14 protein-coding genes are annotated in these 11,961 nt (G+C 73.2%); 1 reads left to right on the plus strand and 13 read right to left on the minus strand.

Going from position 1 to position 11,961, the window contains the following annotated elements:
• Nucleotides 1-38: 38 nt before the first annotated feature.
• From lgt to hisI, 11 genes are all read right to left on the minus strand, one after another.
• Nucleotides 39-1,058: a prolipoprotein diacylglyceryl transferase gene (gene lgt, locus ACFWUY_RS02165; protein ID WP_384101015.1), complete on the minus strand. Its 1,020-nt coding sequence runs from the start codon at nt 1,056-1,058 to the stop codon at nt 39-41.
• Nucleotides 1,059-1,135: 77 nt separating this feature from the next.
• Complete coding sequence (locus tag ACFWUY_RS02170; protein ID WP_384101017.1) at nt 1,136-1,960, minus strand: DsbA family protein; 825 nt, start codon at nt 1,958-1,960, stop codon at nt 1,136-1,138.
• A gap of 63 nt (nt 1,961-2,023) precedes the next feature.
• On the minus strand, nt 2,024-2,845 hold the full coding sequence (gene trpA, locus ACFWUY_RS02175) for a tryptophan synthase subunit alpha (protein WP_384101021.1): 822 nt from the start codon (nt 2,843-2,845) through the stop codon (nt 2,024-2,026).
• Nucleotides 2,842-4,128, minus strand: coding sequence for a tryptophan synthase subunit beta (gene trpB / locus ACFWUY_RS02180; RefSeq protein WP_384101023.1), 1,287 nt, complete (start codon nt 4,126-4,128; stop codon nt 2,842-2,844). The genes trpA and trpB overlap by 4 nt, the downstream gene beginning before the upstream one ends.
• Before the next feature lie 284 nt (nt 4,129-4,412).
• The gene (gene trpM / locus ACFWUY_RS02185) at nt 4,413-4,703 is read right to left on the minus strand and encodes a tryptophan biosynthesis modulator TrpM (RefSeq protein ID WP_384101025.1); all 291 of its coding nucleotides are present in this window, start codon (nt 4,701-4,703) and stop codon (nt 4,413-4,415) included.
• 8 nt (nt 4,704-4,711) lie between these two features.
• A complete protein-coding gene (trpC, locus tag ACFWUY_RS02190) occupies nt 4,712-5,521 on the minus strand; it encodes an indole-3-glycerol phosphate synthase TrpC (RefSeq protein WP_384101027.1) in 810 nt (269 codons plus the stop codon).
• Nucleotides 5,522-5,676: 155 nt separating this feature from the next.
• On the minus strand, nt 5,677-6,153 hold the full coding sequence (locus ACFWUY_RS02195) for a DUF2752 domain-containing protein (protein WP_384101029.1): 477 nt from the start codon (nt 6,151-6,153) through the stop codon (nt 5,677-5,679).
• A gap of 272 nt (nt 6,154-6,425) precedes the next feature.
• Entirely contained in the window at nt 6,426-6,680 is a 255-nt protein-coding gene (locus ACFWUY_RS02200) for an HGxxPAAW family protein (RefSeq protein ID WP_384101031.1), read from the minus strand.
• A 136-nt stretch (nt 6,681-6,816) separates the two neighbouring features.
• Nucleotides 6,817-7,467, minus strand: coding sequence for a TIGR02234 family membrane protein (locus ACFWUY_RS02205; RefSeq protein ID WP_384101034.1), 651 nt, complete (start codon nt 7,465-7,467; stop codon nt 6,817-6,819).
• A gap of 14 nt (nt 7,468-7,481) precedes the next feature.
• The gene (locus ACFWUY_RS02210; RefSeq protein ID WP_384101036.1) at nt 7,482-8,972 is read right to left on the minus strand and encodes an anthranilate synthase component I; all 1,491 of its coding nucleotides are present in this window, start codon (nt 8,970-8,972) and stop codon (nt 7,482-7,484) included.
• 11 nt (nt 8,973-8,983) lie between these two features.
• Complete coding sequence (gene hisI / locus ACFWUY_RS02215; protein ID WP_073806713.1) at nt 8,984-9,334, minus strand: phosphoribosyl-AMP cyclohydrolase; 351 nt, start codon at nt 9,332-9,334, stop codon at nt 8,984-8,986.
• Between the two features lie 84 nt (nt 9,335-9,418).
• Between hisI and ACFWUY_RS02220 the strand changes: the two genes are divergently transcribed.
• A complete protein-coding gene (locus ACFWUY_RS02220) occupies nt 9,419-10,054 on the plus strand; it encodes a TIGR03085 family metal-binding protein (protein WP_384101038.1) in 636 nt (211 codons plus the stop codon).
• A 32-nt stretch (nt 10,055-10,086) separates the two neighbouring features.
• On the opposite strand, the gene ACFWUY_RS02225 is transcribed toward ACFWUY_RS02220, so the two are convergent.
• Entirely contained in the window at nt 10,087-11,349 is a 1,263-nt protein-coding gene (locus ACFWUY_RS02225) for an MFS transporter (RefSeq protein ID WP_384101040.1), read from the minus strand.
• Nucleotides 11,346-11,933: an ArsR/SmtB family transcription factor gene (locus ACFWUY_RS02230; protein WP_384101042.1), complete on the minus strand. Its 588-nt coding sequence runs from the start codon at nt 11,931-11,933 to the stop codon at nt 11,346-11,348. Before ACFWUY_RS02230 ends, ACFWUY_RS02225 begins: the two co-directional genes overlap by 4 nt.
• Nucleotides 11,934-11,961 lie beyond the last annotated feature (28 nt).

Raw genomic sequence — 11,961 nt, forward strand, 5'->3', positions numbered from 1 at the left:
CCTCTCGGTCCCGGCGGCCCTTCCCCTGCTGTGAACGATCAGCTCTTGGCGGCGGACCCGGCGCCGTTGTCGGCACCGTGCTCCACGTCCTTCTCGGAATCCGTGCCCTTGCCCGCGTCCGCATCCGTGTCCGCGTCCGCGTCCGGTGCGTCGTCCCGCGGCTCGGCCTCGTCCGCCGGCTCGACATCGTCGGCGTCGTCGACCTCATCCGTCTTGTCGGTCTTATCGGCCTTGTCGGCCTTGTCGGCCTTCGGTTCCACGATCTCCTCGCGGCCGGGGCGGACGCGCGACGAGATCACGATGTAGACCACCGCGAGCACGAAGACGACGATCGCCGTCCACACGTTCAGCCGCAGGCCGAGCACGTGGTGCGCCTCGTCGACGCGCATGTACTCGATCCAGGCCCGACCGGCGCAGTAGGCGGCGACGTAGAGCGCGAAGGCACGCCCGTGGCCGAGCTTGAAGCGGCGGTCGGCCCAGACGACCAGGACGGCGACGCCGACGCACCAGAGCGACTCGTAGAGGAAGGTCGGGTGGTACGTCCCGGCCTCGCGGTTCGCGCTCTCGGTGATCTCGAGCGCCCAGGGCACCTTGGTCGGCTTGCCGTAGAGCTCCTGGTTGAACCAGTTGCCCCAGCGGCCGATGGCCTGGGCGAGGGCGATACCGGGGGCGATGGCGTCGGCGTACGCCGGGAGCGGGATGCCCCGGCGGCGGCAGCCGATCCAGGCGCCCACCGCGCCGAGCGCGATGGCGCCCCAGATGCCGAGGCCGCCCTCCCAGATCTTGAAGGCGTCGACCCAGTTCTCACCCTCGCTGAAGTACAGCTGGTAGTCGGTGATCACGTGGTAGAGGCGTCCGCCGACGAGGCCGAAGGGCACCGCCCAGACGGCGATGTCGGCCACGGTGCCGGCGGTGCCGCCCCGGGCGATCCACCGCTTGTTGCCGTACCAGACGGCGACGAAGACACCGATGATGATGCAGAAGGCATAGCCGCGCAGCGGGATCGGTCCGAGGTTGATCACGCCGGTCGACGGGCTGGGAATGTAGGCAAGGTCCATGGCAGGACCGACGCTACCCTGCCGGGCGGGCGGGACGGCAGCCCGCCCGGCAACGTATGGGTAACTAAGCCGCCGGACTATCCCGCCGAGGGCGAGGCCGTACCGGGCTTCTTGCCCTTGTTGGCCTCGGCGACCCACTTCTTCAGGTTCTCCGGGGAGATCTGCTCTCCCCCCTTCGTCGGGAAGATCGATTCTCCGTTGAGGAGGACGGAGGGCGTGCCGCGGAAGCTGCCGCTCCGGAAGGCCTCGTTCGACTTGACGACCCAGCTGTCGTGCGTGCCCTCGTTGACACAGCTGCGGAAGGCGGGCGTGTCGAGCCCCGGCACCTTCGCCGCCAGCTCGATCAGCTTCTCGTTCTTCCCGAAGGCGTCGTCCGTCTCCTGCGGCTGGTTGATGTACAGCGTGTCGTGGTACGCGGTGAACTTCCCCGCGTCCTGGGCGCACGCGGCCGCGTTCGCCGCGCGCAGGGAGCCGCTGCCGCCCATGTTCCCGTCGATGAGGGTGGCGAGGTGGTACTCGGTCCTGAGGGCGCCGGAGGCCTCGAGCTCGTGGATCGCGTCCCGCATGACGTTCTCGAACTGGGCGCACGCCGGGCAGCGGAAGTCCTCCCAGATCTGGAGCGTCGACGGCGCGTCCGCCCTGCCCGTCGGGATGGCGGGCTTGCCGTCCTCCTCGGTCGCCCCGGTCGGCGCGACGACCGGGCCCGCCTTGTCCGACCCGCCGTCCTTGTCGCCTCCGGCGGCGATCACGCCGACGACCGCGGCCAGGCCGAGGACGCCGACCACCGCCGCCGACACGATCAGGACGCGCCGCTGCTTCTCGCGGGCCTTCTCGCGCTCACGCTGCTGTTGGAGGCGCTCCCGCGCGCTCCCTGACCCGTCACCACGGTTCTTCTCGCTCACACCCCAGGAACGAACCGGGGAGGCACGTACGCGCCTCCCCGGTCCCAGATCCACCCAAATGGGTTACGAAACGCGGCGCACGCCCTCGGCGAGTTCGGCCGCCAGTTCCCTTACGGCGGCGAGTCCCGCGGCCTCGTCGCCGTCGGCGTCGAGGATCCGCTTCACGAACGCGGAGCCGACGATGACGCCGTCGGCGAAGGCCGCGACCTCCTTGGCCTGGACGGCGTTGGAGACGCCGAGCCCGACGCAGACCGGGAGGTCCGCCCTCGTGGCCCGGGTGCGGCGGACGAGATCGGCCGCCTGCTCGCCGACCGACTCGCGGGTGCCGGTGACGCCCATCAGGGAGGCGGCGTAGACGAAGCCGGAGCCGGCCGCCGTGATGGTGGCGAGGCGCTCGTCCCTGCTGCTGGGCGCGACGACGAAGACGGTGGCGAGACCGTGCTTGTCGGCGTGCTCGCGCCAGAGGGCGGACTCCTGGACCGGCAGATCGGGCAGGATGCAGCCGGCGCCGCCGGCCGCGGCGAGCTCCTCGGTGAAGCGCTCGACGCCGTACCGGTCGATCGGGTTCCAGTACGTCATGACGAGGACCGGCTTGCCGGTGGCCTCGTGGGCCTCGCGGACCGTGCGCATCACGTCGGCGATCCGGACGCCGCCGCGCAGGGCGATGTCGTCGGCGGTCTGGATGACCGGCCCGTCGAGGACCGGGTCGCTGTGCGGGAGACCGACCTCGACCACGTCCGCGCCGCCGTCGAAGACGGCCTTGATCGCCGCGATGCCGCCGTCGACGGTCGGGAAGCCGGCCGGGAGGTAGGCGATGAGCGCGGCCCGGTCCTCGGACTTCGCCCGGGCGAGGGTGTCGCTCAACAGCTGGATGTTGCCGCTCACTTCGCGTCCCCCTCGATCTCGGCGGTGCCGGTGCCGGCGTCCGCGGCGACCTCGGCGTCGGTGTCGTACAGGCCGAAGTAGCGGGCGGCCGTGTCCATGTCCTTGTCGCCGCGCCCGGACAGGTTGACGAGCAGCAGGGCGTCCCTGCCGAGCTCCTTGCCGACCTCCAGGGCCCCGGCGAGGGCGTGCGCCGACTCGATGGCCGGGATGATGCCCTCGGTACGGGAGAGCAGCCGCAGCGCCTGCATGGCGGCGTCGTCGGTGACGGCGCGGTACTCGCCGCGCCCGCTGTCCTTGAGGTACGCGTGCTCGGGGCCGATGCCCGGGTAGTCGAGGCCGGCCGAGATCGAGTACGGCTCGGTGATCTGGCCCTCCTCGTCCTGGAGGACGTACGACCGGGAACCGTGCAGGATGCCGGGCTCGCCGGCGGTGAGGGTGGCCGCGTGCTCGCCGGTCTCGACGCCGTGGCCGGCCGGCTCGCAGCCGATCAGGCGGACGTCCGCGTCCGGGACGAAGGCGTGGAAGAGGCCGATGGCGTTGGAGCCGCCGCCGACGCAGGCGATCGCCGCGTCGGGAAGGCGTCCGGCGCGCTCCAGGAGCTGACGCCGGGCCTCGACGCCGATGACCCGGTGGAAGTCCCGGACCATGGCGGGGAAGGGGTGCGGTCCGGCGACGGTGCCGAACAGGTAGTGGGTCCTGTCCACGTTGGCGACCCAGTCGCGGAAGGCCTCGTTGATGGCGTCCTTGAGGGTGCGGCTGCCGGACTTCACGGCGACGACCTCGGCACCGAGCATCCGCATCCGGGCCACGTTGAGGGCCTGGCGCCGGGTGTCGATCTCACCCATGTAGATGGTGCAGTCGAGGCCGAAGAGGGCGCAGGCGGTGGCGGTGGCCACGCCGTGCTGTCCGGCGCCGGTCTCGGCGATGACCCGGGTCTTGCCCATGCGCTTGGTCAGCAGGGCCTGGCCGAGCACGTTGTTGATCTTGTGCGAGCCGGTGTGGTTGAGGTCCTCGCGCTTGAGGAAGATCCGGGCGCCGCCGGCGTGCTCGGCGAACCGCGGCACCTCGGTGAGGGCGCTCGGCCGGCCCGTGTAGTTGACCATCAGGTCGTTGAGCTCGCGGGCGAACTCCGGGTCGGACTTGGCCTTGTCGTACTCGACCGCCACCTCGTCGACGGCGGCGACGAGGGCCTCGGGGATGAACTTGCCGCCGTAGGCGCCGAAGTAGCCCTCGGGGGTGGGGACCTGACCCTCCGGGTCGGGAATGAAGAACTCGCTGGACATGCGGCTGCTCCTCGCGGGGCGGACGCCCCGGATCGCGTGCGGTGATGGGTCACGGTATGCGCGCGACTCGCTCACGTACGGCAACGCCACCGGGCCGAGCCCGTCGCCCGCCCCCGTGTGGGCAATCGTCCCGCAGGGCGGGACGATTGCCCACACGGGACGGCGCCCTAGGCGGCGCCTCCGCCCCTTGTACCCGGACCCGCACCAACAGGTGCGGCGCACATGGGGTGCGGGTCAAGGCGCGGAAGCCTGGGCCCGGCAAGGGGCGGCGGGGCGTGGCCGTGTCAGGTGGCGTTGAAGTCGTACGTGAGAACGCGCGCGAGGCGCGGGCGCCATCGCATGCCGTTGACCTGGCCGGGCTCGGAGCCGATGACGTACCGCACCCGGCGGCCGTGGACACGGCGGGCGGGCGCCCGGCAGCCGCGCGGCCGGCAGCCACGGGCGAGCGGGGCGTGGGCGGGGACGGACGCGGCGGTACGCAGCATCCGGCGCCGTCCCACGGGGTTCGCCGACGGCATGCCGACCGGACCCGGGGCGGTGCCCCGGGAGGTCGGCGTGGCACGGCGGACGGTCATGGATCCGGTCAGCTCCGGCCGTGTCGCAGGGCGGGGTGGGCGCCGGCGGCGACGAGGTCGGCGACGGCGGCCTTCGGGTCGCGGCCGGTGACGAGGGACTCGCCGACGAGGACCGCGTCGGCGCCCACGTTGGCGTAGGCGATGAGGTCGTGCGGACCGCGGACGCCGGACTCGGCGATCTTGACGATGTGCGCCGGGATCTCGGGGGCGACGCGCTCGAAGGTGGTGCGGTCGACCTCGAGGGTCTTGAGGTTGCGCGCGTTGACGCCGATGATCCGGGCGCCCGCGTCGACGGCGCGGTCGACCTCGTCCTCGTCGTGCACCTCGACCAGCGGGGTGAGCCCGATCGACTCGGCGCGCTCGATGAGGGAGACCAGCGCCTCCTGCTCCAGGGCGGCGACGATGAGGAGCGCGAGATCCGCTCCGTACGCCCGGGCTTCCCAGAGCTGGTACGCGGTGACGATGAAGTCCTTGCGCAGGACCGGGATGTCGACCCGGGCCCGGACGGCTTCCAGGTCCGCGAGCGAACCGCCGAAGCGGCGCTGCTCGGTGAGGACGGAGATGACGGCGGCGCCGCCCGCCTCGTAGTCCGCGGCGAGACCGGCCGGGTCGGCGATCGCGGCGAGCGCGCCCTTGGACGGGCTGGAGCGCTTGACCTCGCAGATCACCTTGACGCCGTCCCCGCGCAGTGCGGCGACGCCGTCCTTGGCCTGCGGAGCCTTGGCGGCGCGCTCCTTGAGCTCGTCGAGGGTGACCCGCGCCTGCCGCTCTGCGAGGTCGGCGCGTACGCCTTCGATGATCTCGTCGAGCACACTCACGCGAGGGGCCCCCTTCCGGGACGGTGACGGTGATGATGAACCAGGTTCAGCCACTTCGATCCTATCCGCAGGACGGCCCCGTGACCGCATCGGCCGGAGGCGCGTCCCACCTGCTGGGACTCCCGTCGGGGTCCCCGTGGTGCCGTGCGGAGCCCTCAGGGGGCCAGCGCGGAGCCGAAGGGGAGGTTCCTGACGAGGGTGAAGAGGGCGAGAGCGGCCCCGATGCCCCACCACAGGACCGGGGAGACCGCGAGGCGCATGGGCATCCCGCGGACGGCACGAATCAGCCAGAGGGCCATGAGGACGCCGAAGAGTCCGTAGCCGACGACGGCGAGGGCGTTGGCGCCGAGGGCGGCCGGGAGGTCGCCGTGGACGAAGGCGTGGGCGCTGCGGAGTCCGCCGCATCCGGGGCAGTAGAGACCGGTGAAGCGGAGCAGCGGGCAGACCGGGTAGTGCCCGGGTTCGTTGGGGTCGACGGTCCCGACGTACGCGAAGGCGGCGGCGACTCCGGCGAGGGTGGCGACCGGCGCGGTCAGTCGTCGCGCGAGCGACCTGGGCGGCGGTACGTGGCCTCCGGGACCGGGTCCGGGCCAGGAGGGCGCGTGCGGGGGTACGCGGGCGTCCCCCGGCACCGGGCCATCGGTCCACGCGGGCGCGTGCGGGACCGTGGGAGGACTCTGCGGCCCGGACGCGCCGCTCCCCGCGGGGACCGGCGGGTCCGCCCGGTCGGGCCCGCCCGCCGGGCCCGGTGGGTCCGCCGGGGCGGGTTCACCCGGTCGGGTGGGGGAAGTGTCGGTCACGGCTCCGGCCGTCGGCTGCGGGTCCACCCGGTGATTCTCGCCCCGGACGCGCGGGAGCGCAGCCCGGCACGGCCGGACTGCGCTCCCGGATGCGGCGTGTCGCGTCAGGAACGGGCCCGCGCGGTCGTGGTGGCGGCCTCGCGGGCGGCGGCGACGGTCTCCGACTCCTTCGGCATGCCGAGACCCGCGGCCTTCATCGCGCCGCCGACGATGCCGCCGAGCACGACGACGGCCATGCCGGCCCAGAAGCCGGGTCCGTTGGCGGCAACCATGAAGACTCCGGCGATGCAGAAGCCGATGAAGGAGATGATGACACCGGTCCAGGCGGCCGGGGTGTGTCCGTGGGCGCTGCCCGCCATGAGTTGCTCCTCGTTGCAGTTGCTCGATGGTGAGGTCTCGCGTGCGCGGACTCTCGGCGCTCATTGTCCCGCACGCGGGCGCGTGAGGATGAATCGGGGGTACCGGGACGATCACGCGTCACGGTCGGCGCGCCCGTCACGGGGCGTGGGTGGGGTCCTCGCCGCGGTCCAGGGCCTTCCACAGGTCCTCGGGCCGGTCCGGGTCGGTCGTGGGGGCCTTGCGTCCGGCGCGTGGGACGCCGGAGCGCTCGTAGCGGCCGCCCATCGCGGGCCAGGTCTTGCCGAAGCGCAGCGCGAAGAGGCCGGCGAGCAGGATGAGGGCGGCGCCGGCGGCGGTCACGTACGGCCAGACGGTGTGGGTCAGGCCGGCCACGGCGGCGGCGGTGTCGCCGCTGATCCGGGCGGCCTCCGCGTTCAGGGCGGAACTGTCGGAGGCGCCGAGGACGGCGGCGAGCCCGGCGCCCGCGCCGCTGAGCGCGAGGAGCGCGGCGACGAGGGTGCGGCCGGTGCGGCGGACGGCGAAGACGGCGAAGAGCGCGGCGAGACCGACGATCGCGAGGGCGGTCGGCACGCCGGTGACGGTGCCGCCGTCGGCCTCGACGGGGACGGTGCCGCCGCCGACGGACGCGGTGCCCTCCGCCCAGATCTGGCCGGCGGAAAGCAGGACGACGGTGGCACCGAGGGCACCGAGGAGGAGGGCCGCGGCCAGGCTGCGGCGGCCGCCGGTGGGGACGGCCGCGCGGGCGGCCCGGGGCTGGGGTACGGGTACGGCACTCACGTACCCCACTATCCCCTACCTGCTCAGCCCTCGTTCATCCGGTTGGCGGTGTGGACGGCGCGGAGGACGGCCGCGGCCTTGTTGCGGCACTCGTTGTCCTCGGCGACGGGGTCGGAGTCGGCGACGACACCCGCTCCGGCCTGCACGTACGCGGTGCCGTCGCGGAGCAGGGCGGTGCGGATGGCGATGGCCGTGTCCGCGTCTCCGGCGAAATCGAGATAACCGACACACCCGCCGTACAGGCCGCGCCGGGAGGGCTCGAGCTCCTCGATGATCTGCATGGCGCGGGGCTTGGGCGCGCCGGAGAGCGTGCCGGCGGGGAAGCAGGCGGTGAGGACGTCGAAGGCGGTCCTCCCCTCGGCGACCTCGCCGGTCACGGTGGAGACGATGTGCATGACGTGCGAGTAGCGCTCGACGGACATGAAGTCGACGACCTCGACGGAGCCGGGCGCGCAGACCCGGCCGAGGTCGTTGCGGCCGAGGTCGACGAGCATGAGGTGCTCGGCGCGTTCCTTGGGGTCGGCGAGCAGCTCCTCGGCGAGGTCGTGGTCCTCCTGCGGGGTGGCGCCGCGGTGCCGGGTGCCGGCGATGGGGTGGAGCATCGCGTGCCCGTCCTCGACCTTGACGAGGGCCTCGGGGCTGGATCCGACGACGTCGAAGCCGTTCTCGAAGCGGAACAGGTACATGTACGGGGAGGGGTTGGTGGCCCGCAGGACCCGGTAGACGTCGAGCGCGGAGGCGGTGCACGGGGTCTCGAACCGCTGCGAGGGCACGACCTGGAAGGCCTCGCCGGCCCGGATGCGTTCCTTGACGTCCTCGACGGCGTCCTGGTAGGCCGGACCGCCCCAGAGGGCCGAGAACTCGGGGAGTTCGGAGGCGGGCAGGGCGGTGGGGGCGGTGGCGACCGGGCGGGCCAGGTCGGCCTGCATGGCGTCGAGGCGGGCGACGGCGTGCGCGTACGCCTCGTCGACGCCGGTCTCCAGGTCGTTGTGGTTGATCGCGTTGGCGATCAGCAGGACCGAGCCGTCCCAGTGGTCGAGGACCGCGAGGTCGCTGGTGAGGAGCATGGTCAGCTCGGGGAGCCGCAGGTCGTCCCGGCCGTGCTCGCCGATCTTCTCCAGTCGGCGGACGATGTCGTAACCGAGGTAGCCGACCATGCCGCCGGTGAAGGGCGGCATCCCGGACGCGAGGTCCCGGGGGGTGTGGAGGGTCTCGACGGTGGCGCGCAGGGCCTGGAGGGGGTCGCCGTCGGTGGGGACGCCGACGGGCGGGGTGCCGAGCCAGTGCGCCTCGCCGTCCTTCACCGTCAGGGTGGCGTCGCTGCGGACGCCGATGAAGGAGTAGCGGGACCAGCTGCGGCCGTTCTCCGCGGATTCGAGGAGGAAGGTGCCGGGCCGTTCGGCGGCGAGCTTGCGGTAGAGCCCGACCGGGGTGTCGCCGTCCGCGAGGAGCCTGCGGCTGACGGGGATGACGCGGCGGTCGGCCGCCAGCTTGCGGAAGGTGTCGAGATCCATGGCGCCAGACCCTACTCGGATGCGAGGAGCACGTCGGCGTCGAAGCAGGTCCGGGCGCCGGTGTGGCAGGCGGCCCCGACCTGGTCGACCTTGACGAGGACGGTGTCGGCGTCGCAGTCGAGGGCGACGGACTTGACGTGCTGGACGTGCCCGGAGGTGTCACCCTTGACCCAGTACTCCTGGCGGCTGCGGGACCAGTAGGTGCAGCGGCCGGTGGTGAGGGTGCGGTGCAGGGCCTCGTCGTCCATCCAGCCGAGCATCAGCACCTCGCCGGTGTCGTACTGCTGGGCGATGGCGGGGACGAGCCCGTCGGGGCTGCGCTTGAGCCGGGCGGAGAGGGCCGGGTCGAGATTGCTGCTCATGGCGCCATTGTGCCGCGCCCGCGGGTGGTGTCCGGCGGAGCGTCCACTGGGCGGACCGGCGCCGGCGGTCGTACGCTGGCGGTCATGTCGACCCATGCCAAACGTGAACGGCTTCTGCTCGCCGACCTGTTGGAGGCGGCCGGTCCGGACGCCCCGACGCTCTGCGAGGGCTGGCGGACCCGGGACCTCGCGGCCCATGTGGTGGTGCGGGAGCGCCGCCCGGACGCGGCGGCCGGTTCGCTCGTGCCGGTACTGAAGGACCGGCAGGACCGGGTGATGGCGGAGTTCGCCGACAAGCCGTACGAGGAGCTGATCCGGCTCATCCGTACGGGTCCCCCGCGGTTCTCCCCGTTCACCATCAAGCAGGTGGACGAGGGGGCGAACGTCGTCGAGTTCTACGTCCACGCCGAGGACGTGCGCCGCGCCCAGCCCGACTGGTCGTCGCGCGAGCTCGACCCGGTCTTCGCCGACGCCCTCTGGTCCCGTCTGGAGCGCACCGCCCGTCTCCTCGGCCGCAAGGTCCCGGTGGGCCTCGTGCTGCGCCGCCCGAACGGCCAGACGGTGGTGGCGCACCGGGGCACCCCGGTGGTGACGGCCTCCGGGGAGCCGGGCGAGCTGACGATGTACCTGTACGGGCGCCAGGCCTCGGCCAAGGTGGAGCTGGACGGGGAGCCCGAGGCGATCGACCGGCTGCGGGAGACGAAGCAGCTGGGGCTCTGACGCACCCTGGGACCTGATCCGCCGGACAGGGCCTAGCGGGGCAGTTCGGCGCGGCGGAGGGCCGGGACCACGAGGGCGTACACGCCGGACAGGGCGCAGACCGCGGCGCTGACGACGAAGACGGGGCCGGGTCCCCAGAGGCCGATCGCCGCGCCGGTGAGCGGGAAGCCGAGCGGGGCGATGCCGAGGCTGCCGAGGCCGGAGACGGCGCTCACCCGGCCCAGGTACGCGGGGTCGCACGCGGTCTGGACGACGGCGCCGCACAGGGCCCCGGAGAGGCCGGCGAGCAGGCCGACGCAGAGGGCGAGGCCCACGGCGACCGGCAGCAGCGGGGTGTGGGCGAGCCCGCCGATCGCCACGGCTCCGAGGACGATGGTCCAGCCGAGGACGGCGCCGGCCCGGGGTATCCGGCCCTTGACGGTGAGCAGCAGGGAGGCGGCGCCGGCGCCCGTACCGAATCCGGCGAGGATCCAGCCGATGCCGGAGGCGCCCCAGCCGCGCTGGTCGGCGAGGATCGTGAGGCCGACGTTGAGGGGGCCGGCGAAGCCGAGGTCGCCGAGGAGCACGACGATCATCATCGGGCCGAGGACGCTGTGGCGGCGGAGGTAGCGCAGGCCGTCGACGAGGTCGCCCAGGGCCGTGCCGTCGCCGGTCACCCCGTCGGTACCGTCGCCGGTCGTCCCGTCCGTGCCGGGCAGCGGGCGGAGCTTGAGCGCGGCGAGCAGCGGCAGGGAGAGGGCGAAGAGGATCCCGGCGACGCCGAAGGCGGTGGCGGAGCCGCCGACGGCGATGGCGAGGCCGCCGAGCGGGGCGCCGATGACGGGGCCGAGGCGCTGGGCGATGCCGCGCATGCCCTGGACGCGGGCGAGCTGGTCGCGGGCGGTGATCCGGGGCGGAAGGGCGCCGACGGCCGGCATGAAGAGGGCGTCGACGACGCCGAACACGAGGGCGACGAGGGCGAGGGCCCACAGGCCGGGCGAGGCGAGGAAGAAGACCGCGGCGAGGCCGAGGGCGACGAGGCAGCGGACGGTGTCGGAGGCGATGACGACCCGGCGCGGGCCGAGGCGGTCGGCGATCACTCCCCCGACGAGCATGAGCAGCGCGCGGGGCACGGCGGAGACGGCCATGACGAGCCCGGCCTGGGCGGGGGTGCCGCTGCTGACGGCGGCCCAGGAGAGGGACAGGTAGTAGACGCTGTCGCCGAGCGTGGAGGCGGTGTAGGCGCCGAGCCAGCGCAGGACCTGGGGGTCGCGGTGGGCGGGGCGGGCCGCCGGCGCGATGACGGTGGCCGTCATGAGTGGTACGGGAACGCGTGGAGGTGGACGGCGACGTTCTCGCGGCCCTCGGTGTCGCCGGCCGCCTCGGCGGCACGGGCCTTCTGGTCGTACTTCTCGCAGACGGCGTCCAGCTCCTCGCCGAGTGCCTTGAGTTCGGCCGCGGTGAGGCGGGGCAGCCACTCGCTGCTGACGGAGGCGGAGCGCCACTCGTCGGACCAGGTCAGCCGCTCGTCGAGGAAGCGCCGATGGAGCTCGGTGCGCTGTTCGTTGATGGTGCGGCCGAGGGCGTCGCTCGCGGCGGCCAGCTCGGGCGTGCCGCGGACGTCCTCGTCGTGGATGCTCACGCCGTACGAGCTGGGCTGCCACCAGCGTTCGCGGCCGTCCGTGGACTGGGTCTCGGCCTCCTCGATCAGGCCGTGGTCGGCGAGCTTGCGCAGGTGGTAGCTGACCAGGGAGACGGCCTCGTCGACCTGGTCGGCGAGCTGGGAGGCGGTGGCGGTGCGGGCCACGAAGAGGGCGCGGTAGAGGCGCATCCGCAGGGGGTGCGAGATGGCTTTGAGGGTGCCGAGATCGGTGATCCGGCGGTTCTCCGGCGAGGTCATGACACGACACTAGATAGGAAAGAAAACT

Source organism: Streptomyces sp. NPDC058664 (genome assembly GCF_042716635.1).
Lineage (GTDB): Bacteria > Actinomycetota > Actinomycetes > Streptomycetales > Streptomycetaceae > Streptomyces.